The organism is Bradyrhizobium cosmicum (assembly GCF_032290525.1).
Lineage (GTDB): Bacteria > Pseudomonadota > Alphaproteobacteria > Rhizobiales > Xanthobacteraceae > Bradyrhizobium > Bradyrhizobium cosmicum_A.
On the sequence record NZ_JASXTA010000021.1, the window covers coordinates 77,376 to 96,739 of the forward strand.

24 protein-coding genes and 1 pseudogene are annotated in these 19,364 nt (G+C 65.2%); 13 read left to right on the forward strand and 12 right to left on the reverse strand.

The annotated features are described in order from the left end of the window. Positions 1 to 50: 50 nt before the first annotated feature. Positions 51 to 347 (reverse strand): hypothetical protein, encoded by a 297-nt coding sequence (locus QSV46_RS30725; protein WP_314960464.1) that lies wholly within the window; start codon positions 345 to 347, stop codon positions 51 to 53. Positions 348 to 726: 379 nt separating this feature from the next. Between QSV46_RS30725 and QSV46_RS30730 the strand changes: the two genes are divergently transcribed. Together QSV46_RS30730 and QSV46_RS30735 are read left to right on the forward strand one after the other, a co-directional pair. Further along, on the forward strand, positions 727 to 1,191 hold the full coding sequence (locus tag QSV46_RS30730) for a PaaI family thioesterase (protein WP_314960466.1): 465 nt from the start codon (positions 727 to 729) through the stop codon (positions 1,189 to 1,191). Between the two features lie 215 nt (positions 1,192 to 1,406). Continuing rightward, the gene (locus QSV46_RS30735) at positions 1,407 to 1,649 is read left to right on the forward strand and encodes a PilZ domain-containing protein (protein ID WP_314960468.1); all 243 of its coding nucleotides are present in this window, start codon (positions 1,407 to 1,409) and stop codon (positions 1,647 to 1,649) included. 44 nt (positions 1,650 to 1,693) lie between these two features. On the opposite strand, the gene QSV46_RS30740 is transcribed toward QSV46_RS30735, so the two are convergent. Next, positions 1,694 to 3,739: a pyrroloquinoline quinone-dependent dehydrogenase gene (locus tag QSV46_RS30740; RefSeq protein WP_409997224.1), complete on the reverse strand. Its 2,046-nt coding sequence runs from the start codon at positions 3,737 to 3,739 to the stop codon at positions 1,694 to 1,696. Between the two features lie 12 nt (positions 3,740 to 3,751). After that, on the reverse strand, positions 3,752 to 3,982 hold the full coding sequence (locus tag QSV46_RS30745; protein WP_314960470.1) for a hypothetical protein: 231 nt from the start codon (positions 3,980 to 3,982) through the stop codon (positions 3,752 to 3,754). A gap of 165 nt (positions 3,983 to 4,147) precedes the next feature. On the opposite strand from QSV46_RS30745, the gene QSV46_RS30750 reads away from it, so the two are divergent. Further along, entirely contained in the window at positions 4,148 to 4,552 is a 405-nt protein-coding gene (locus tag QSV46_RS30750) for a hypothetical protein (protein WP_314960471.1), read from the forward strand. 122 nt (positions 4,553 to 4,674) lie between these two features. Here QSV46_RS30750 and QSV46_RS30755 read toward each other — a convergent pair whose 3' ends face one another. Then, positions 4,675 to 5,910: an ABC transporter substrate-binding protein gene (locus QSV46_RS30755; RefSeq protein ID WP_314960472.1), complete on the reverse strand. Its 1,236-nt coding sequence runs from the start codon at positions 5,908 to 5,910 to the stop codon at positions 4,675 to 4,677. 69 nt (positions 5,911 to 5,979) lie between these two features. Further along, positions 5,980 to 6,687 carry a DJ-1/PfpI family protein gene (locus QSV46_RS30760; RefSeq protein ID WP_314960473.1) on the reverse strand — a complete coding sequence of 236 codons (708 nt, stop codon included), beginning with the start codon at positions 6,685 to 6,687 and terminating at the stop codon, positions 5,980 to 5,982. A 105-nt stretch (positions 6,688 to 6,792) separates the two neighbouring features. Here QSV46_RS30760 and QSV46_RS30765 point away from each other — a divergent pair, with 105 nt between their 5' ends. Further along, complete coding sequence (locus tag QSV46_RS30765; protein WP_314960474.1) at positions 6,793 to 7,782, forward strand: GlxA family transcriptional regulator; 990 nt, start codon at positions 6,793 to 6,795, stop codon at positions 7,780 to 7,782. 215 nt (positions 7,783 to 7,997) lie between these two features. Further along, positions 7,998 to 8,324: a hypothetical protein gene (locus tag QSV46_RS30770; RefSeq protein WP_314960477.1), complete on the forward strand. Its 327-nt coding sequence runs from the start codon at positions 7,998 to 8,000 to the stop codon at positions 8,322 to 8,324. Positions 8,325 to 8,381: 57 nt separating this feature from the next. Here QSV46_RS30770 and QSV46_RS30775 read toward each other — a convergent pair. Next, a pseudogene (locus QSV46_RS30775) lies at positions 8,382 to 8,847 on the reverse strand (DUF6691 family protein). Positions 8,848 to 8,851: 4 nt separating this feature from the next. Then, entirely contained in the window at positions 8,852 to 9,280 is a 429-nt protein-coding gene (locus tag QSV46_RS30780; protein WP_314960623.1) for a YeeE/YedE family protein, read from the reverse strand. Between the two features lie 172 nt (positions 9,281 to 9,452). Here QSV46_RS30780 and QSV46_RS30785 point away from each other — a divergent pair, with 172 nt between their 5' ends. Continuing rightward, positions 9,453 to 10,622: a GNAT family N-acetyltransferase gene (locus QSV46_RS30785; protein WP_314960480.1), complete on the forward strand. Its 1,170-nt coding sequence runs from the start codon at positions 9,453 to 9,455 to the stop codon at positions 10,620 to 10,622. A gap of 1 nt (position 10,623) precedes the next feature. Here the strand turns inward: QSV46_RS30785 and QSV46_RS30790 are convergent, their stop codons facing one another. Continuing rightward, complete coding sequence (locus QSV46_RS30790; RefSeq protein ID WP_314960481.1) at positions 10,624 to 11,289, reverse strand: DsbA family oxidoreductase; 666 nt, start codon at positions 11,287 to 11,289, stop codon at positions 10,624 to 10,626. 162 nt (positions 11,290 to 11,451) lie between these two features. Between QSV46_RS30790 and QSV46_RS30795 the strand changes: the two genes are divergently transcribed. After that, entirely contained in the window at positions 11,452 to 12,252 is an 801-nt protein-coding gene (locus tag QSV46_RS30795) for a thioesterase family protein (RefSeq protein ID WP_314960483.1), read from the forward strand. On the opposite strand, the gene QSV46_RS30800 is transcribed toward QSV46_RS30795, so the two are convergent. Further along, positions 12,240 to 13,064, reverse strand: a complete 825-nt coding sequence (locus tag QSV46_RS30800; RefSeq protein ID WP_314960485.1) for a helix-turn-helix transcriptional regulator — start codon at positions 13,062 to 13,064, stop codon at positions 12,240 to 12,242. The two genes, QSV46_RS30795 and QSV46_RS30800, sit on opposite strands and share 13 nt — an antisense overlap. Positions 13,065 to 13,104: 40 nt before the next feature. Beyond that, a complete protein-coding gene (locus QSV46_RS30805) occupies positions 13,105 to 13,926 on the reverse strand; it encodes a helix-turn-helix transcriptional regulator (RefSeq protein WP_314960486.1) in 822 nt (273 codons plus the stop codon). 101 nt (positions 13,927 to 14,027) lie between these two features. On the opposite strand from QSV46_RS30805, the gene QSV46_RS30810 reads away from it, so the two are divergent. Together QSV46_RS30810 and QSV46_RS30815 are read left to right on the forward strand one after the other, a co-directional pair. Then, positions 14,028 to 14,258, forward strand: a complete 231-nt coding sequence (locus QSV46_RS30810) for a hypothetical protein (protein ID WP_314960488.1) — start codon at positions 14,028 to 14,030, stop codon at positions 14,256 to 14,258. A gap of 38 nt (positions 14,259 to 14,296) precedes the next feature. After that, on the forward strand, positions 14,297 to 14,695 hold the full coding sequence (locus tag QSV46_RS30815; RefSeq protein ID WP_314960490.1) for a hypothetical protein: 399 nt from the start codon (positions 14,297 to 14,299) through the stop codon (positions 14,693 to 14,695). Between the two features lie 71 nt (positions 14,696 to 14,766). On the opposite strand, the gene QSV46_RS30820 is transcribed toward QSV46_RS30815, so the two are convergent. Next, positions 14,767 to 15,333: an SET domain-containing protein gene (locus QSV46_RS30820; protein WP_314960491.1), complete on the reverse strand. Its 567-nt coding sequence runs from the start codon at positions 15,331 to 15,333 to the stop codon at positions 14,767 to 14,769. Positions 15,334 to 15,496: 163 nt separating this feature from the next. Here QSV46_RS30820 and QSV46_RS30825 point away from each other — a divergent pair, with 163 nt between their 5' ends. After that, positions 15,497 to 16,102, forward strand: coding sequence for a hypothetical protein (locus QSV46_RS30825; RefSeq protein ID WP_314960493.1), 606 nt, complete (start codon positions 15,497 to 15,499; stop codon positions 16,100 to 16,102). Between the two features lie 22 nt (positions 16,103 to 16,124). On the opposite strand, the gene QSV46_RS30830 is transcribed toward QSV46_RS30825, so the two are convergent. After that, positions 16,125 to 16,883 carry a TetR/AcrR family transcriptional regulator gene (locus QSV46_RS30830; protein ID WP_314960495.1) on the reverse strand — a complete coding sequence of 253 codons (759 nt, stop codon included), beginning with the start codon at positions 16,881 to 16,883 and terminating at the stop codon, positions 16,125 to 16,127. Positions 16,884 to 16,989: 106 nt separating this feature from the next. On the opposite strand from QSV46_RS30830, the gene QSV46_RS30835 reads away from it, so the two are divergent. From QSV46_RS30835 to QSV46_RS30845, 3 genes are all read left to right on the forward strand, one after another. Beyond that, positions 16,990 to 18,387 carry a carotenoid oxygenase family protein gene (locus QSV46_RS30835; RefSeq protein ID WP_314960497.1) on the forward strand — a complete coding sequence of 466 codons (1,398 nt, stop codon included), beginning with the start codon at positions 16,990 to 16,992 and terminating at the stop codon, positions 18,385 to 18,387. Between the two features lie 70 nt (positions 18,388 to 18,457). Next, positions 18,458 to 18,709 (forward strand): hypothetical protein, encoded by a 252-nt coding sequence (locus tag QSV46_RS30840; protein ID WP_314960499.1) that lies wholly within the window; start codon positions 18,458 to 18,460, stop codon positions 18,707 to 18,709. 76 nt (positions 18,710 to 18,785) lie between these two features. Next, the gene (locus QSV46_RS30845) at positions 18,786 to 19,361 is read left to right on the forward strand and encodes a hypothetical protein (protein WP_314960501.1); all 576 of its coding nucleotides are present in this window, start codon (positions 18,786 to 18,788) and stop codon (positions 19,359 to 19,361) included. Positions 19,362 to 19,364 lie beyond the last annotated feature (3 nt).

Here is a 19,364-nt window from a genome sequence, read left to right on the forward strand (position 1 = left end):
CGAAGAGGAGTCCCGGCCGGAGGCGTCAGCCGCCCCGATTGGGCAGAAAGTCAATTGGCGGTCGCACCGGACTTCTTCTTGGGCGTGCTGGTTGCGGCCGAGGCCTTCGGCGCGGCCGCCTGCTTCGGCGGATCGGAGCGCATGCCGCCCCAGGGATCGTTGGACGCCTTGGAGTCCGGAATCTTCTTCAGCGTTTCCTTGTAGGCCTTGTCACGCTCGGCTTCCGCGGCCTTCTCCTCGGGGGTCTTGCCAGGGCCGTCCTGCAGCAAATTGAGATTTGGCATTTGCGCATAGGCCGGTCCCGACGCGACGGCCAGCAACACCGCCGCCATACGGAAAAGCTTCATTACTCACTCCTTGATCATCCATCCAGGTGCGGATCAACCGCGCCCTGTCATTTCTGTCAACGGCTCGCCTGCCAACGGCCCGCCCGGGGCCGAATGTCGCGCTAGAGCCGGTCCGATCTGCACGATTTCGGCGCGTGCAGCCAGTCGTCCCAGATCGGGCCGCACCTGGTGCACCCGCTCAGCACGAGGCCGAGCGCCACCAGCGAAAACACGAGGACACACCGACGCAACATCGTCCACCCGCTCCCAAGCGCGCCATCATACCGGGCGAAGTCGGGCATTTTCAAGCCGGCGGGCCGACGCAAGACCGGGTGACTTTGCTGCGCCGATCCGCGCAAGATGGCCGAAACATCCGGCAACACAGGAGGGACCGACAGCAATGCCATCGCAGCCAGAAGCCGAGTTCGGCATCACCGATGCAAGACGCATCCTCGGCGAGGTCTTTGCGCCCTGGGTCCTCGACCTCAACCTCTCCGTCGAGCGCATCGAGCATGCGCCGCCAGCGGACGCGCCGGACTGGCAACCGGGCGCGCTCTTGCGCATGCCGTTCTCGGAGCGGCTGTGCCGCAACGGGGGCCTGGTCTGCGGCCAGGCGCTGATGGCGCTTGCCGACACCGCGATGGTGATCGCCAACCTCGCCGCCAACCGCGGTTACCGTCCGATGACGACGGTCGACCAGACCACGCATTTCATGCGTGCGGTCTCCTCGTCGGACGTGCTGGCTGACGCCCGCGTGGTGCGGCTCGGACGCACCATGAGCTTTGGCCGCGTCACATTGCTCTCGGCCGCCGACAGCAAGCCGGTGGCGATGGTGTCGAGCGCGTTCGCGATGCTGCCGGGGTGATCCCAAAGACGAGAGCCGCGTGAGCGCGAGGCGCACCGCGGCTCTCCATCACGATCGTGTCGAAGCAACAGACCGAAGGGCGACACACCCGCACTTCGGTCCGCTGCAACGTCGTAAACGAAGTCTGAAGCGCCGTGCAAATAGCGCCAGTATTGAGTTTAGTTCAACGTAATTTCTATGCACTAATTCATAATCGTCACTATGGAATAATGCGGATGATCGAGAAACGTGCAGCGCAGCGTTACCGTGTTTTCAAGGGCGGAACGATCACCTTCGATAGCAGCGGCATCGCGTGCACGGTGCGAAACATGTCGGCAGGCGGAGCCGCGATCGACATCGATTCCCCCGTCGCATTGCCGCAATCATTCACACTCTCGATCGCGCGCGACAATTTCGTGCGGAATTGCCGCCCCGTCTGGCGCAGCGACAGGCGCATCGGCCTCGCCTTCGTGCAGTAATGCGCACGATATGAACGACGGTTCGCACCGCGTCCACAATGCGATTATGACTGCGTGATACGACGACGGCGTCGCCAGCGCGGGCCCGCGATCGCAAGCGCGACGACCGCGATCACGATCGCCGACGAGGCCGCAAGAAATCGTCCGCCGGGACGATCGATCGTGCGCGACCACAGCGACGGCCCTTCATCCGGTCGTGCCAGGCGGAACGCAACGACGCTGTCGCCGATCGAGGTGCCTGCCTCGGAGTGGCCGCCGGCACCGATCGCGACATACTGCTCGCCCTTCCAGAGATAGGTCATGGGATTGGCGACGCCGGGTACCGGCAACCGGCCCTGCCACAGCTCCCTGCCGCTGCGCGCATCGAAGGCACGCAAGTAAGCGTCCATCGCGCCGGTGAAGACGAGCCCGCCTGCGGTGACCGCGAGGCCGTTGACGAGCGGCGCGCCCCACGGCAGCGGCACGCCGAGCGGCGCCAGGTCTTCGGTGGTGCCGACCGTCGAACGCCAGAGGATCTTGCCGGCCTTCAGGTCGACCGCGACCATCTCGCCCCAGGGCGGCTTGTTGCAGAGCAGACCGAGTGGCGACACCATCACCCAACGCGACATCGCGAACGACGCGCCGCGCTGCTGGCCGAAATCGTGGCCAGGTGGCGGGTTGTATCCGGCAGCCTCGGCGCGCGGGATCAGCTTGATGAGATGAACGGCGCGGCCCGTGTTGGCATAGAGGATCTGGTTGAGCGGGTCGAAAGCAGCGCTGCCCCAGTTCACGCCGCCACCGGTGAAGGGAAACTCCAGCGTGCCCTGCACTGAAGGCGGCGTGAACAGACCCTCGTTGCGCGCACCTGCGAACTGGCGTTCGCAGGACGACCGGCCCAAGCCGGGCAACAGCGAGAGCGCATCCTCGGTCGAGATTTTCTGCGACATCAACGCCGGCACATGCGTCGGGAATGGCTGCGTCGGCGACAAGGCCTCGCCTTCCGCGCCGCCCTGCGGCACCGCGCGCTCTTCCACCGGCCACACCGGCTCGCCCGTGTCGCGATCGAGCACGAAGACAAAGCCTTGCTTGGTCGGCTGGATCACGACGTCGCGCTGGCCGTCACCGGTGTCGATGCGCGTGAGCGTCGGCTGCGCCGGCAGATCGTAATCCCAGACATCGTGATGCACGGTCTGGAACGCCCACACGAGCTCGCCGGTCTCGATGCGAAGCGCGACCACCGAATTGGCGTGCTCGTTATTGCCCGGCCGCCGGCCGCCCCAAAAATCCGGTGACGGCGAGGATGTCGGCAGGAATACGAGTCCGCGCGCTGCGTCGACCGACATCGGCGCCCAGACATTGGCGTGACCGGCTTCGATGCCGGCGCGCTTGAGCGGCTCGAAAGTCCAGCGCGGCTGGCCGCTGCGGGCATCATACGCGCGCACGACGCCGCTGGGCGCGTCGACGCGGCGATTGTCGCCGATCGCGGAGCCGACCACGACGACACCGCGGCCGACCGCCGGCGGCGAGGTGATCTGGAATTCGCCGGGCCAGTCCAGGGGCATGCCGATCTCGGGCCTGACCTCGCCGCCATTGCCGAAACCGGCGCAGGGAATTCCCGTCTTCGCATCGAGCGCGATCAGGCGGACATCGTTCGTGCCCATGAAGATGCGCGATCGGCAGGCGGCATTCGCGGGCGCCTCGTCGTCGATCCACCAAGTGACGCCGCGGCAGACGTAGCGATTGGCGGGACGCTGGTTGATCGCGATCTTCGGATCGAATCGCCACTTCTGCGCGCCCGTGCCGGGATCGAGCGCGACCACCTCGTTGAAGGGCGAGCAGAAGATCAGGCTGTCCTCGACGAACAACGGCGTGGCCTGGAACTTGGTTCGCCGCATCACCTCGGGTGGACGCGAGGCAAGATCGCCGGTGCGGAATTCGAAAGCCCGAACCAGATTGCCGACATTGTCGGGCGTGATCTGCCGCAAGGGCGAGAAGCGCGAGCCGCCGGCGTCGCCGCCCCAACTCTCCCAGGCGATGCATGGCCGCGCCAAAAGCAAGAGGAACGTCAGGAGAGCGAGGAGAGCGGCCGAACGATACGGGCGGGTCGCCAACGCCCGCCCCGCTTATTTCGACTTCTTGGCAGGTTCAGCCGGGCGCGCGCCGCTCCACGGGTCGTATTTCTCCTTGGGTTCGGGAATGCGCTCGAGCGCGGCCTTGTAGGCCTTCTCGTCGACCTTGGGCTTGTTGTCAGCCTTGGGCGCGCCTTCATTCGGCTGGCCTCTGCCACGCCCCTGCGCCTCGGCCGAGGCAGCCGTCAGTGCCAGCATTGCGGCTGCTATGACCAAAATCCTCATTGGTGCAATCCCCCTCGCGTGGGGTACAAACTAGCTTGCATTCCCGCAATAGCAAATGCCGCGGGCTGACCCTCGGTAAGACCTGACTTCAGCAAATCTTGATCAGCCGGGACTTCGCCGGACCGCATTCCTGCCTATCTGTTGGCCCGCAGGGGACCTTCACGGATGTTGCGGATTGTTGCTCATGCGACGCTGATGGCCGGCGCGCTCGCGCTCGGTGGCTGCGGCTTTGCCGACAGCCGCGCGCCGGTGCCCGAGTTCATGCGCATGAAGGAGACCGAGCAGCCGCCGCCCGAGCAAGCTCCCGACGTCAAGCGCGTGGTGCGCGAGCAGATCGGCGTGGTGTTCCTGAGCACGTCCTATCCGCGCGAGGTGCACGTCGCCCCGCCCCATCGCGAGGTACGGGGACCGGGATGGACGGCTTGCGTCCGCGCACAGCTCACCTCTGCGACCGGCTCCGCGCTCGGCACCCAGATCTACATCGTGACCATCAATGGAGGAAATGTCGTCGATCGCCGCCGCGCGGAGGCGGACGATATCTGCGGATCGGAAAACTACGAGCCGATCTAGCGTAGCGTAATCCGCCATCTCGTTTAAACTACAGCGGCGGATCACGCCTCCGGCTGGACTTCCCTACGGCCTCGCCCCTTGTTCAAAGCTCCAACTTGCAGCGTGATGACGCTCCAGCCGTCTCAATGGAGCGGCTTGATCAACGGGCATTCACTTTCAGTCAAACTGGCGTAAACCTCGGCGCTCGGAACTTTTTCAAGGACGTCATAGTACTCCCACGGGGCCTTGACGTCGGCTGGATCCTTCACCTGAACCAGGTAGAAGTCGTGCACCAGCTTGCCGTCCTCGCGCACCTTCGCGCCCCTGGCGTAGAAATCGTCAACCGGCATCGCACGCATTTTCTCCAGCACCGGATCCGTTGCATCGCTGCCGACCGCTGCGACGGCTTTCAAATAATGACTGACGCCGGAGTAAACGGCCGCCTGCGGGGCCGTGGGCATGGTGCCGCGCAGCTTGAAGAAGCGCTGGCCAAACGTCCTGGTCTCGTCGTTCAACGCCCAATACCACGCCGTGAGCGTGGTCAGGCCTTTTGCGATTTTTGGGCCCATGGCATGAACATCGGTGAGGAACATCAGCTCGGCGACGGGCTTTTGCTTGCCGGTGTTCATGCCGAACTCGTTCCATTGCTTCATCAAGGTCACCAGCTGCTCGCCGGCATTGGCAAATGCGATGGCCTTGGCGCCGGACGCCTGGGCCTGCAGGATGAAGGAACTATAATCCGCAGTGCCGATCGGGTGATACACGGCGCCGAGCGACTTGCCGCCTGTCGCCGCCAGCACGCGCTGCGACTCCAGCACCATGTTCTTGCCGAACGCATAATCGGCCGCGATAAAGAACCAGGTATCGTAGCCCTGGCTGACCAGCGTACGGACCGGCCCCGACACCAGATTGTAGGAATCGTGCAGCCAGGCCAGGCCGTTGCGCGAACATTGCTTTCCATTCAGTTCGGTGGTCGCGACGGCCGAATAAACCACGATCTTGTTCTTGTCCCGCGCCTGGGACTGGATCGCGAGGCCCACGGCCGAGTTGGACACGTCGGCAACCATGTCGACGCCATCGACGTCGAACCATTTCCGGACAATGCCGACGCCGATATCAGGCTTGTTCTGGTGGTCCGCGGCGACGATCTCGACCTTGATCGACGGCATGGATTTTTGAAAATCTTCCACCGCCATTCTGGCGGCAACGATCGAACCCGGCCCGCTCAAATCAGACAATGGCCCGGTCTGGTCGTTAATGATGCCAATCCTGATGACGCCGCCGGAGAGTTCGGCAGCGCGCGCGGCCGGGAAGGATCCGACGAGCGTACCGGAGATCAAAAGCGCACCGACCTTGAGCATCACACTTCCCCCGTTCATGCGACGCTCCAAATCATGCAAGTATCTTTCCAAAAATGGCGCAATGTTTCCGGCCGTCTAACCAATCGCTCAAGCAGCCGTCTTCGCATTCGATTTGAGCTTTGCGACCGCCTTCTGCACTGCCGCCGCGCGCTTGCGCAGCCACGGTTCGGCGTCAGTCCGCATCCGGGAAATCACTTCCGGCGGCGCATTCTGCACGGTGATATCGAACGGAGGCTGCGGCTGGTATTCCAGCATCAGTTGGAGGTTCTTCGCGACGTCCTCGCCGCACAGCTCGGCTGCGACTTGAAAGCCGAAATCGACGCCGGCGGTAACGCCACCGCCGGAAATGCGATTGCGGTCGATCACGACGCGTTCGTCGACCGCGACGGCGCCGAAGGCGGCGAGCTGGTCGCTCATCAGCCAATGGCAGGCCGATTGGTATCCGTCGAGCAGGCCGGCGGCGCCGAGGACCAGGCAGCCCGCGCAAACCGAGGTGATGTAGCGGGCGGACCCGCCCTTGTCGCGCACGAACGCGATCACCTCATCGTCGTCCATGATCTCGACCATGCCGGGTCCGCCGCCGATGCAGAATACGTCCAGGTCAGGGCAGTCGGCGAACGTCGTGGTCGACAGCAGCGGCAGGCCGACGTCGCTGACGACAGGCTCGATACGCTTCCAGAGCAGATGCACGCGAACGTTCGGCAGGCGGGCCAAGACTTCGAAGGGCCCGGTGACATCCAGTTGGGTCATTCCGGGATAAAACAGAATTCCGATCTCGATCCGCTTGCCGGACATGCAGCACCTCTCTGTTGAACAGGTGCAGGTTGACAGGCCGGCGGGTTTGCCGAAACGTCATTAAACACGCATTTCCTGCCAAGACTCCCCGAGAAGGCCCCTTTCATGGCCCATGCCGCTCCTGCCCGCCGTCTGGTCTTCGTCCTGTTCGAGGATTGCCTGCTGCTCGACTTCGCCGGGCCGCTGCAGGCCTTTGAGCTGGCCTGCGAAACATCAGAGCCCGGCCGTGCGCCCTATGTCTGGCAGATATGCTCGTTGAAAGGCGGACCGGTCAAAACCTCGTCCGGCCTGGAGGTGATGACGACCTCCCTCTCCGACTGCGGCCCTGCGAACATCGACACGCTCCTCGTCGGCGGCGGGCCCGGCGTTCATCGTGCCGCTGCGGAGGCCGCACTGGTCGACTGGTTTCGTCTGGCTGCGCCAAAGGCCAGACGTGTCTGCTCGATCTGCACCGGCACCTTTGTCCTGGCTGCAGCCGGCCTGCTTCACGGGCGACGTGCGGTGACCCATTGGGGCTCCTGCGACCTGCTCAAGGCGCAATACCCTGATGTTTCGGTTCTGGTCGATCCGGTCTTTGTGCACGACCGCGGAATCTGGACGTCTGCGGGTGTGACGGCTGGCATCGATCTGGCGCTCACCTTGCTGGAAGATGATCTCGGCCACCGCGAAGCCATGCGTATCGCACGCCGGCTGGTGGTGTTTCTGAAGCGCCCCGGCGGGCAGGCCCAATTCAGCGTGCCGCTAACCCTGCAGTCGTCCGAAGACAGCGCGTTTGAAAACATCTCGACCTGGATGCAGGATAATCTCCGCCGCGATTTGCGTGTCGAGAGCCTGGCCGAAAGAGTCGGCATGAGCCCCCGCACCTTCGCGCGGGTGTTCCGGCAAAAGACCGGCCGCACGCCGGGCAAGGCGGTGGAAGAGCTTCGCGTCGAGGCTGCCCGCCGGGCGCTGGAAGAATCCGCTGCCCCCATCAAGGAAATCGCTGCGCGCGCTGGATTCCAAAGCGAAGAGCATTTGCGGCGCGCGTTCCGGCGGCGGCTGAATGTGTTGCCGCAGGATTACCGGGTGAGGTTTTATCAGGGGCAGAGGCAATGAGCCGTGGGACAGATTAGCGACTTGTCCGCCGACGAGCGAAGGCGGAAGCGCAATCCGCCGTCCCGTTTGAAACACAAGGCGGATTGCGCCTTCGATTAACTAGGAACAATCACGCCAACGCGCGATCGGGTTCCGGGAAAAACCTGCGATTCGCCCGGAACGATCATGGCCTCCCCTTCTTGTTACCGCCGAGGGCAGTTTCGGAGGAGGACAGGATGAGGACTTTAACAATTGCACTGCTGGCCGGCGTCGGGGCTCTCGCCGCGGCGAGTGGCGCGAAGGCGGCGGACGTCTACACGACCAGCGAATACGCCAACCCCGATCTCATTCAGGAGGTGCGGCTGGTGTGCGATGACGCCGGCAATTGCTATCGCTCCCGTCGGGGCGCGCGCGTGGTCGTGCGCGACTCCTACGCCACCATGCCGCGCGAGCGTTATTACGAGCGCCGTACCTATCGCGACTGGGACGACGGCCCGCGCGCCGGCGTCGGCATCCGCACGCCGGGTGTCAGCGTGGGCGTGGGTGTCGGCGACCGCTGGTAATCGATGAAGTCATGATGGGCGGGATCGGACGAGACAGCTCGGCCGGTCCCGCCTCCATCATGTTTCGAGCGGATCAGTCGGCGGTGGCGTGCGACGACGAGGGAAGGTTCGCGATGAAGCGCGCAAGCATCATGCCGCCGCACATCGCCGCGACGAAGATGAAGGCCGAGGTCGAACCGAAACCGAGCGCAGTGAGCGCGGGTCCGGGACAGAATCCCGCCAGCCCCCAGCCAATGCCGAAGATCGCGGGACCGACGACAACCCTGAGATCGATGTCCTGTCGCGTCGGAACGTAGAAGCGTTCGGCGAGGACAGGGCGCGGGCGTTTCAAGACATGGCTGAAGCCGATGAAGGTCACCGCGACCGCGCCGGCCATCACGAAGGCGAGGCTCGCGTCCCACGTCCCTGCGGGGCTACCGGCGACGTCGAGAAAATTCAGCACCTTTGCCGGATTCGACATGCCCGAGACAATGAGCCCGAGGCCGAAGATCAGGCCGATCGCAAACTGAACAAGAATTGCCATCGGCTCAACTCCCGTGCCGCATCGCGAAGACCGTGACGATGCCAGTCGCCATGAAGGTGAGGGTCGCGACCAGCGAGCGCACCGAGAGCCGCGACAGACCGCAGACGCCATGGCCCGAGGTGCAGCCACTGCCCCACACCGCGCCGAAGCCGGTGAGCAAGCCCGCGACAATCAGCACCGGTGTTCCCGCTGCGATCGTTTGCATCGGCAGGCTTCCGGTGACGATGCGCACCAGGATGGGCGCGGCAGTGAGGCCCGCGACGAAGGCGAGCCGGCCTGCGAACTGGCGATCCTCGTAAGGCGGAAACAGCCGCGCCGCGATGCCGCTGACACCTGCGATCCGGCCCGTCGCCCACATCAGGAGCACGGCGGACAGGCCGATCAACGCGCCACCAAGGAGCGACGCAATCGGCGTGAAAGGCGTGGCGACCATCATGATTCTCCGGGTCGAGAGCAAGTCTGGCGTATCCATCGGGGCGTCCGGCCGCCGAGCATCCGCATGCTCAATGAGACGTTAATACTACCACTCGAATTGAAGCGGCGTCCCAACGGTATTTTCCAATGTTTTGCGCTAAGCATGCCTCCTGAACGGGGAACGACGGGACGTGGTCGACATCGCGCACCAGGCTGCGATCAATCCGGCATCGGCAAAGCATGCCGCGGCAACCCGCGCGCTCGTCCCGCTCACGGCGATCGACCCGGGCCATTGGCGCGCGCTCGCCCAGCGGGCGGTCGAGCCGAACGGATATTATCTGCCAGGCTGGGCACTCGCCGTCAGCGCGACCGCACGCGGCCGCACGGATGCCGCGGCGCTTCCCGCATTCGACGGTTCTTCGGCGCGGCTGATCGGCCTGATGCCGGTGATCTCGCTCTGGCGCGCCTGGAAGATCCCCCTGCCCGCACTGGTGAGCGCACATCCCTATGGCACGCTGTGCAGCCCGCTGATCGACCGCGAGGCCCCGATCGAGGCGGCCGCGCATCTGTTACAGCAGGCGCGCGAGGCCGGCGCGCATGCGCTCGTGCTGACCGACGTCGCGCTCGACGGCGCGGCGATGAATTCGCTCAAGGACGTTCTCGAGCGCGACGGCCTGAAGCCGCGCATCCTCGGCTCCTACATGCGCGCCAGCCTCGACGCGACGCAGGATGGCGAGACGGTGCTGCGCGACGCGCTCGGTGCCAAAAAGCTCAAGGAGCTGCGCCGCCTGCGCCATCGTCTCGAAGAGCATGGCGCCGTCGCGTTCGAAGTCGCGCGCAAGCCGGATGAGATCCGGCCGGCGCTCGAAACATTCCTGCAGCTCGAAGCCAGTGGCTGGAAGGGCAAGCGCGGCACCGCGCTGGTCCAGCATGCCGGCGATGCCACCTTCATCCGGCGCGCGGTTCTCGCGCTGGCCGAGACCGCGCAATGCGAGATCATCACCTTGCGCGCTGGCAAAACGCCGATCGCCGCCGGCATCGTGCTGCGCCACCAGGACCGCGCCTTCTTCTTCAAGCTCGGCATCGACGAAAACTTTGCGAAATATTCGCCGGGCGTGCAGCTCACGCTCGACCTCACCCGCCATCTCTGCGCCGATTCCGCCATTGCCAGTGCGGATTCCACGGCGAGCGCCGACCACCCGATGATCAATCCGTTCTGGCGGGGACGCTTCGCGGTCGGTGACGTGCTGATCCCGCTGCGGCGAAACGATCCGGTGGTGGCGCTCATTCACGGAGCGCTGGTCGGTCTCAACGCCGCGCACGAGGCCGCGCGACGCGTAGTCCGCCGGCTCCGCAAATAGCCTACTCCGCCGCCTGCGCGTTGATCTCCGCCGAGACCTCGCGGATGGCGCGGGCGAGCAGGTTCGGGTCCTGCGCGCCAGAGACGGCGTATTTCTGTGCGAACACATAGGTCGGCACGCCGGAGATGCCCTTCTCGGCGGCTTCCTGCGCGTCGGCCGACACGCGCGCCACGTCCTCGTCGGTGGCGAGGCGCTTGCGCACATCGTCGGCATCGAGGCCGACATCGGCGGCCGCCTGCACCAGCACGTTCGCGTCGGTGAGATCGCCGCCGTCGCGGAAGTACAGCTCCATCAGGCGCTGCTTCATCTCGGGCGCCTTGCCGATCGCCTCGGCCCAGAGGATCAGGCGATGGCAGTCGGTCGTGTTGGGCTGGCGCGCGACCAGCTCGGGTTTGTAGACGAGGCCCTCCTCGCCCGCGGCCGCGACGACGCGCCCGGCAATGCCCTTATAGGCCTCGACCGAGCCGAACTTCTGGGTGAGATAGGCCTCGCGGCTGATGCCCTCGCGCGGCACCCAGGGATTGAGGAAGAAGGGGCGGAAATTCAGCTTCACGGGAACGTCGGGCACGAGCGCCAGTGCACTCTCGATCCGGTGCTTGCCGATATAGCACCAGGGGCACACCACGTCGGAGACGACATCGATCTGGAGCGGTTTGAGGGTGCTCATGGTGCCTCCTTCGGGCGGTGCGAGTTCGCCCGAAGATAAGCCGAACCGGAGGCGACGCAAGCCGCCGGTCCTGCATGGCTCACGACTTCACCTCTGCGGTTATTGTGACCGGTGTCTTCCGCCCCGATACTCGCGGCCAGGAACGAACCACGGGAGACCGCGATGACCGCCATTTTCGAGCTGGAAGGCCAGCAGTTCCGGGCCACGGAGCATGCCGGCGGCCCGTGGTCGCCTGACATGTTGCAGGGAAGCGCCACCACCGCGCTGATGACGCGCGACGTCGAGCGTCTTGCCGCCGAATCCGGCTTTGCGGTGCGGCGCCTGACCTTCGACCTCTGGCGACCGGCGAGCCTGCGCGTCTTCCAGACCACCACCGAATTGTTGCGCGACGGCCGCAAGGCGAAGACCGTGCAGGTGCGGCTGATGGACGGCGAGACCGAGATCGGTCGTTGCACGGCGCTCCTGACGGCGCAGAGTGGTGAGTCGCCCGTCGATCCGTTCGCGAAGCCGGCTGCGACCGACAAGGGACCCGAAATCGGCACCGCACCGCCGGCCTTCGTGCAGAAATGGAGCCGCTATTTCCAGAATGTGTCGGTGCGGCTGATCGAGGGCGCGTTGGAGAAGCCCGGCCCGGCTGCGGCCTGGATGCGGCTCGATGCGCCGCTGGTCGAGGGCGAGCCGAACACGCCGCTGCTCCAGGCGGTGCAGGCCGCGGACTTTTCCAGCGGCGTCGCGCAGATCGTCGACATGCGCAACTGGACCTTCATCAATCCCGAGATCAGCCTTTACTTCTTCCGTCCACCGGAGGGCGAATGGATATTGATCCGCGCCGCCACGCGCGTCGGGGCCAATGGCGCGGGCCTGACCGCGGCGACACTGAGCGATCGCAAAGGTCCGTTTGCAGAGGTGATGCAGGCCATGAGCTTCGAGCGGCGTGACGCCGCTCAGGCTCAAGCGTCCTGAGCCGCAAGCGCGATCAGGGCGGCCTCGGACGCGGCATCCGCCGGCATGAACATCTCGACGCGAAGCTCTTGGAGCGTCACGTCTTGCGGCGTGCCGAGGGTGAGAACAGCACCGATCAGGCCGATGCCGACATCGCCCTTGCGCAGGCGCACTTCGCAGAGCGGCCCCGGCACCGCGTTGTCCTCGATCTCGGGCGCCGGAAGCTCCGGCAGCCGCAACAGTTCGCGCCAGGTCGATTGCAGGGCCTCATCGAGCGGCGCGGCCATCGCCTCATGCCGCGCGCGCGATAGAAGCGCTGACGCCAAAGCCGGCCAGTTCTCGACGAACGGCTTGAGTTCGTTCGGCGCTAGGAACATGCGCATGTGGTTGAGCGGCCGCTGCACGCGCTCAGGGCCGAGCAGCATTGTCATCAGGCGCGAGGCCGCGCGGTTGGCCTGCATCACATTCCAGCGCCGGTCGGTCACGATCGCGGGAAACGGCTCGTGCCGCCGGAGCAGAAGATCGATGGCCCGCCGTGCATCGGCAAGCTCCGGCGCGGCAAGATCGCGCTCGCCATATTGCCGTGCGAAGCCGCCGGCCTCGAGCAGCGCATTGCGGTCACGCAGCGACAGATCGAGGGCGGATGCGAGTTGCAGCAGGATCTCCCGGCTTGCCGCCGCCTTGCCGGTCTCGACATGGCTCAGATGCTTGACCGAAATGTCGGCCTCGAACGCCAGCTCCGCCTGGCTCAACGCACGGCGCACGCGCCAGGCGCGCAGGAGATCGCCGGCGGGGTTGGCCGGCCGAACTGTTCGGGACGAGCGGGTGTCCATCGACAGATTATGCGGGGCCCGCTTCTGCCTGTAAACGCCGCTATCGCAATCCGGCCGCCGTCTGCTTCAGCCATTCGGCGGTACGCTCGTCGGCCGGGAAGAAGGTCTCCAGCGCCAGCTCCGACAGGGTGATGTCCACGGGCGTGCCGAACACCATGGTGGTGGAGAAGAAACTGAGTAATTCGCCGCCGTGGCGCAGCTTGAAAGGGATCGCGACGTTGTCGCTCGACAGCGGCGCCGAGCGCGCCGGAATGGGATAGCTCTTGAGATCGTTGTAAAGCTTGATCAGCTCGGGGTCGGCCGTCGCCTCGCATTGCCGATGCAGCCGCTCGAGCAGATGCCCGCACCATTCCGCAAGATTGACCGTGCGCGGCGCCAGCGCTTCCGGGTGAAAGGCGAGCCTGAGCACGTTGAAGGGCTGGCCGAGCAGCCGCTGAGGGATGCCGTCGAGCAGCGGCGCCACCATACGGTTGGCGGAGACCAGGTTCCAGTGCCGGTCCACCGCGAGCGCGGGATTGGGCTCATGCGCCTTGAGAACGAGGTCGATCGCCTGGCGGGCTGATTTCAAGGCCGGATCCTCCAGCGGGCGCTGCGGAAACGCCGGGGCATAGCCGGCGGCGACCAGCAGCACGTTGCGTTCGCGCAAGGGCACGTCGAGACGCTCGGCGAGCCTGAGCACCATGTCGCGCGAGGGCGCGGCGCGTCCGGTCTCGACGAAGCTCAAGTGCCGCGCCGAGATCTCGGCCTCGCCGGCGAGATCGAGCTGGCTCATGCGGCGGCGCTGCCGCCATTCGCGCAAATGGTCGCCGATATGGACCGGCTGGCTGCGTTCGGCCTGCGCCGTGGAAGCATGTGCGTTCATGGTCGAAAACCTAGCATGCGGATTTCGGCCCTTCCATTACCCGCGAGGTAATCGAATTGGTCCCCGGCGCGGTGCATCTTCGGTCGCAACAGGAGATGACCATGATCGCGCTGCTGCTGTACCGGACCATCGCGGACCACATCGTTCCCTGGGCCGTCACGCTCGCGACCCGCATGCTGGCGCGCAGCCTCAACATGCCGGAGCCGCTGGTGCAGTCGACCGGCGACTATGTCGTCGCGCAGGTCACAGCCTTCGAGCACAGCGTCGGCAGAAGCCTCTGCCCGTTCCGCCTCGCCCGCCTGCTTCGCGCCTGGTGGCGCTGTTTGCACTGAGTTTCACCCCGAGCCCACCCCAACCATGGAGACCCAAGATGATCGACGCATCCACCTTCCTCCGCCGCGCACTGCTCGCCGACGCGATCTTCAGCGGCGTCGCAGCGATCGGCTTCACCTTCGGAGCCGGCGCGTTCGCGGCGCTGTTCAACCTGCCCGAAGCGCTGCTGCGCGAGACCGGGCTGTTCCTGATCGTCTACACCGCACTGGTGGGCTGGCTTGCCTCGCGCGCCTCCGTGCCGAAACCGCTCGTGCTGCTGGTCGTGGTCGGCAACGCGGCCTGGACGGTCGGCAGCATCGCACTGCTGCTCTCGGGCGCGGTGTCACCGAATCTCGCCGGCGAGCTCATGGTCGTCGCGCAGGCGATTGCGACCGGCGTGTTTGCCGAGCTGCAATATGTCGGATTGCGGAAGAGCGGGAGTGTGGTGGCGGCGTGAGCCTCTCGTGTCCCGGGCGCGCCGCAGCGCTTTTGCAGCTGCGGCGCAGAGCCGGGATCCGAGAGCGGAAGCTACGCCCGGGCGCGGCCGACCTTGCCGCCGAAGTGCTTGCCGTTCAGCTTTTTCTTTTTGGTCGCAGGGCCCTTCGCGCCCGGCTTCTGCGCTTTGCGCTCGGCGCGCGCCTTCACCTTGGCGCGTTCGGCGCGCGCCTCGGCGCGCAGCTTCTTGCGCTTCTTCTCGCAGGAGGGGCACTTGCAGCCGATCGGCTTCAGATAGGCTTTGAAATAGTCGGTGCCGTAATCGTAGTTGATCTCGTCGCCCGGCTCGATGTTCTTGATGGCGCGGATGAAGACCTTGCGCTCGCGCGGCCGCACGTCGGACTCGGCGTTGGGCCGGCAAGAATGGTTGATGTAGCGCGCGAGGTTCTTGCGCACCGAGCCATCGATGGTCCAGCGGTTGTTGAGCTCGAACAGGTATTTGTTCTCGATCTCGTCATGCGCAGGAATCTTGGAGTCCAGGATCGGTCCGAAATAACGGATGATCCGGGTCCCCTTCTTGATCGGCATGGTGGCGAAGAGGCCAAGTCCGGTCTTGGAACGGCCGACACGATAGGATTTGCGGGATGCGATGGCTGGCATGATCGAGAAAAATGAGGACGCGAACGAGGCCCGATGCCCCAAGCGAAGCCGCCCTTCTAGAACGATTCCGCGCCGCTGTCAGGTCTATCCCGCTTCCATTTGAACCTTGCCCACAATCAAGACGTCTGATGCAACGAGGTTCCGCTCGCATCGAGACACCATCATGATCCGCATCGCTGCCCTGTGCCTGGCCGTGTTGCTGACTTGCATCGGCCTGGACAGTGTCGCCGCCCAATCGCTAGGCAGCAGCTACACCTCGACCGCGCCGAAAGACTGCCGTCAGATCGGCAAGTCCAGCGAGCTCGACGGCAGCACCACCCCGGTATGCCCCGGCAAGAACGGTCTCGTCGTCCTGATTGCCGAGGACGACCTGCGCGAAATCGTCTCGGTCGGCCGCAATCGCAAGCTGGCCGCCGAGGAACCGGCGGCCGAGGTCTGGTTCGCGCCGTTCAATTCATCGGAGACCACCGTCGAATGGCGCACCGCCGACGCAAAGCCGTTCGCGATCATCCAGCGCTGGCACATCGCGGATGGCACCGACCGCGACAAGCAGGGTCGTCCGAACACCAAGGCCATGCTGGTGGTGACCCGGTTGCCGCCGGGACCGGTCTGCCACGTCGCCTATGTCGATGCCATCGCCAATCCGAACGCCAATGAGCTCGCCCGCAAGGCCGCCCACGATGTCGCCCGCAGCTTCACCTGCGGCAAGGACGAGGTGAAGATCATCGGCACGCGCGGCCGCGCGGTCGAACTGGCGACGGTGCGCTAGGGATTCGCCGGTCAGACGTCCGCTAGACAGGAAGTTTCGTGGTCACAGGCGCCGTCAGCATCGCCTCCAGTAGCCGTTCGGCCGTCGTGCCCTCTGGCAGACGTCCCAAAATATCTTCGAGCCGACCATCGAGCAGCAGCATGGTGAAGCCATGCACCAGCGACCAGGCGCGTGCGATGGCGGCGCCCTGATTCAGCGTCAGTGCATCGCCGCTGATCTGCTCTTGCCGCATCATGCCGATGGCGTTGGCAAGTCCGGCGAAGGAGGCTTCGGCCGCCTCATGCAGCGAGGGCCGGGAGTAATCGAGCCGTTCGGTGCGGAACATGATGCCATACATGCCGGGATGCGCCTGCGCATAGGCGACATAGGCCTTCGGCCGCGCCAGCGCGGCCTCCAGCGGCGTGGTCGCGGCATCGCAGGACGAGGCCATCGCCGCGTTGAACTGGCGGAAGCCGACCGCTGCGAGCTCGCTGAGAAGACCCGTGAGATCGCCGAAATGATGCGTGGGTGCCGCATGCGAGACGCCGGCCTCGCGCGCCACCGCGCGCAATGTCAGGCCGGAGAGCCCGTCGCGTTCCAGCACCCGCTCGGCGGCCTGAAGCAACGCCTCGCGGAGGGCACCATGATGATAGGGCGTCTCGGCCTTCGCAGCCGCCGGCCGTCGCGCGGAACGCGCCGGCATGCCCACTGCCGGCGATGTCTTTCCCGGAGTGCGCGGACGGCGCGCGGTTTCGCTCTTGGTTTCGCTCTTGGTTTCGCTCTTGGTCTCGTTCTTGGCCATGGGACAAGCTATATGACGCGATATTGACAGTGTAAAGATTTCACTTGACCGGAGCTGCGCGCAAGACTATCAGATCTTTACGATGTAAAGATTGGGAGGATACGCCGTGCAGCAGGACGCCGTCATCGGACGCCGCGATAACCTCGGGCCGATTCCATTCGAGGCCGACGCGCCCTTCCTGAAGATCGTCGGCGAATTGCCGCGCGATCTGAACGGCACGCTCTATCGCAACGGCCCCAATCCGCAGTTCGATTCTCCCGGCGCGCACTGGTTCGTCGGCGACGGCATGCTGCATGCCTTCCATCTCGAGAACGGCCGCGCCAGCTATCGCAACCGCTGGGTCCGCACGCCGAAATGGCTGGCCGAGCACGATGCCGGCCGCGCCTTGTTCGGCGGCTTCGGGCGCAAGCTGCCGGATGCGCCACAAAACCTCACCGATGGCGGCGTCGCCAACACCAACATCATCTTCCACGCCGGCAAGCTGCTCGCGCTCGAAGAAGCGCATCTGCCGACCGAGATCGAGCCGGGCACGCTAGCGACGCGCGGCTACCACAACTATCACGGCCGCGTCGCCGGCAGCTTCACCGCACATCCGAAGATCGATCCGGTCACCGGCGAGCTGGTGTTCTTCGGCTACAATGCCGCGGGACCGCTGACCTCCGCCCTCTCCTATGGATCAATCGACGCCTCCGGCAAGGCGACGCGCTTCGAGCGGTTCGAGGCGCCCTATGCCAGCATGGTGCATGACTTCATCGTCACCAAGCACCACGTGCTGTTTCCGATCCTGCCCATCACCGGCAGCATGGAGCGCGCGATGAGCGGACGGCCGCCTTATGCCTGGGAGCCGGACAAGGGCGCCTATGTCGGCGTGATGAAGCGCGACGGCACGGCAAAGGACATCGTCTGGTTCCGAGCTGAGGCCTGCTACGTCTTTCACGTCATGAATGCATGGGAGGACGGCAATCGCATCTTCGCCGACGTCATGCAATTCGAGGAAGCGCCGCTGTTTTCGCATCCAGACGGCCGGCCGACGGATCCGGACAAGTCGCGCGCCCGCCATTGCCGCTGGACGTTCGATCTCTCGGGCAACACCGAGCGTTTCCAGCAGACTTATCTCGACGATCTCACCGGCGAATTCCCGCGCATCGACGATCGCCGCGCCGGACTGAAGAGCCGTCACGGCTGGTACGCCTGCGCCAATCCGCGGCTGCCGATGTTCGGCGCGCTGTCGGGCCTCGTCCATGTCGACGGCAACGGCAGGCGGCTCGGCCATTATCTGCTGCCCGCTGGCGACACCATCTCCGAGCCCGTGTTCGTCGAGCGATCACGGGACGCCGCCGAAGGCGACGGCTGGCTGCTCACACTGATCTGGCGCGCGCGAGAGAACCGCAGCGACCTCGCCGTGTTCAACGCCACCGACGTCGAGGCCGGCCCCGTCGCGCTGGTGCAACTCGGGCATCGCGTGCCGGATGGCCTTCACGGCAATTGGGTGAGGGCGGAATAGCGGCCGTCATTCAGGGGCGCGGCACTTGGTGCGAGCCCTGCGATGACATCGCAGATGCAGAGAGCCTCACATGCACATCCCCTCGATCGCCGTCGACTGCCTCGCCCTCCTCGCCCTCGCCGGCGCCGCGCTCGCATTCCAGATGCGCCGCGGCACGACCATCTTCAACGGCGGCATTTTGGTCGCCATCGGCCTCCTGATCGGCGCCGCGCTGCCGATCGTGTCGCACTTGCCCTGGGCGGAATTGGCCGAGGAAGCATCCGACCAAGCCATTGCAGCACTTCATTTTTTGGAAGTCACTTACGCCATTTTGACACTGTAAAGATTCCGCTTGACCGGAGATCCTCGCCGCGCTAATGATCTTTACATCGTAAAGATTAGCCCGACCGAGGCGTCCCATGGCGATTTTCCTGATCCTTGCGCCCTACGGCGCTTACACTTTGCTAATGCTCGTGACGTCGGCCACTTCAAGCGTATTCGCCGCGTGCGCGATCTGTCTCGCGACCGTCGCAGTCGATGTCGCGCGCGGCCGTTCGGTGAAGATCCTGGCCGCGGGCTCGGCGATCGTGTTCGCCGCAATCGGCCTCTACCTCGGCCTGGTCGATCCGGCGCTGGGCACGCTCGGCGTCAAGCTGGCGGTCGATATCGGCATCTTCGTGATCTCGCTCGGCTCGTTGCTGGTGCGCCGTCCGTTCACGCTGCAATATGCGATTGAAACCGTTCCCGCCGAAACCGCCGCACTACCCGGCTTCCTCACCGCCAACTACATCATCACCGGTGCATGGACCGCAGCCGCGCTGCTGATGGCGGCCGCCAACATCGCCCTGCTCTACTTCCCCGGCCTGCCGCTCTGGTCGAGTCTTGCGGTCGCCTTCGCCGCCCGCAACAGCGCGATCTACTTCACAAAGTGGTATCCCGAATATCGCCAGATCAAATATGCTGCGCCCGCCACGGCCCTGCCCCACACCCATTGAAAA

Excerpts from the sequence above, each read along its gene's own strand:
- QSV46_RS30795 (WP_314960483.1), top strand. The coding sequence starts at position 11,452 with ATGACCGCCATTTTCGAGCTGGAAGGCCAGCAGTTCCGGGCCACGGAG.
- QSV46_RS30830 (WP_314960495.1), bottom strand. The coding sequence starts at position 16,883 with ATGGCCAAGAACGAGACCAAGAGCGAAACCAAGAGCGAAACCAAGAGC.
- QSV46_RS30790 (WP_314960481.1), bottom strand. The coding sequence starts at position 11,289 with ATGAGCACCCTCAAACCGCTCCAGATCGATGTCGTCTCCGACGTGGTG.
- QSV46_RS30755 (WP_314960472.1), bottom strand. The coding sequence starts at position 5,910 with ATGAACGGGGGAAGTGTGATGCTCAAGGTCGGTGCGCTTTTGATCTCC.
- QSV46_RS30770 (WP_314960477.1), top strand. The coding sequence starts at position 7,998 with ATGAGGACTTTAACAATTGCACTGCTGGCCGGCGTCGGGGCTCTCGCC.
- QSV46_RS30800 (WP_314960485.1), bottom strand. The coding sequence starts at position 13,064 with ATGGACACCCGCTCGTCCCGAACAGTTCGGCCGGCCAACCCCGCCGGC.
- QSV46_RS30845 (WP_314960501.1), top strand. The coding sequence starts at position 18,786 with ATGGCGATTTTCCTGATCCTTGCGCCCTACGGCGCTTACACTTTGCTA.
- QSV46_RS30805 (WP_314960486.1), bottom strand. The coding sequence starts at position 13,926 with ATGAACGCACATGCTTCCACGGCGCAGGCCGAACGCAGCCAGCCGGTC.
- QSV46_RS30810 (WP_314960488.1), top strand. The coding sequence starts at position 14,028 with ATGATCGCGCTGCTGCTGTACCGGACCATCGCGGACCACATCGTTCCC.
- QSV46_RS30840 (WP_314960499.1), top strand. The coding sequence starts at position 18,458 with ATGCACATCCCCTCGATCGCCGTCGACTGCCTCGCCCTCCTCGCCCTC.
- QSV46_RS30780 (WP_314960623.1), bottom strand. The coding sequence starts at position 9,280 with ATGGTCGCCACGCCTTTCACGCCGATTGCGTCGCTCCTTGGTGGCGCG.
- QSV46_RS30815 (WP_314960490.1), top strand. The coding sequence starts at position 14,297 with ATGATCGACGCATCCACCTTCCTCCGCCGCGCACTGCTCGCCGACGCG.
- QSV46_RS30750 (WP_314960471.1), top strand. The coding sequence starts at position 4,148 with ATGTTGCGGATTGTTGCTCATGCGACGCTGATGGCCGGCGCGCTCGCG.
- QSV46_RS30760 (WP_314960473.1), bottom strand. The coding sequence starts at position 6,687 with ATGTCCGGCAAGCGGATCGAGATCGGAATTCTGTTTTATCCCGGAATG.
- QSV46_RS30725 (WP_314960464.1), bottom strand. The coding sequence starts at position 347 with ATGAAGCTTTTCCGTATGGCGGCGGTGTTGCTGGCCGTCGCGTCGGGA.
- QSV46_RS30825 (WP_314960493.1), top strand. The coding sequence starts at position 15,497 with ATGATCCGCATCGCTGCCCTGTGCCTGGCCGTGTTGCTGACTTGCATC.
- QSV46_RS30820 (WP_314960491.1), bottom strand. The coding sequence starts at position 15,333 with ATGCCAGCCATCGCATCCCGCAAATCCTATCGTGTCGGCCGTTCCAAG.
- QSV46_RS30745 (WP_314960470.1), bottom strand. The coding sequence starts at position 3,982 with ATGAGGATTTTGGTCATAGCAGCCGCAATGCTGGCACTGACGGCTGCC.
- QSV46_RS30765 (WP_314960474.1), top strand. The coding sequence starts at position 6,793 with ATGGCCCATGCCGCTCCTGCCCGCCGTCTGGTCTTCGTCCTGTTCGAG.
- QSV46_RS30735 (WP_314960468.1), top strand. The coding sequence starts at position 1,407 with ATGATCGAGAAACGTGCAGCGCAGCGTTACCGTGTTTTCAAGGGCGGA.
- QSV46_RS30730 (WP_314960466.1), top strand. The coding sequence starts at position 727 with ATGCCATCGCAGCCAGAAGCCGAGTTCGGCATCACCGATGCAAGACGC.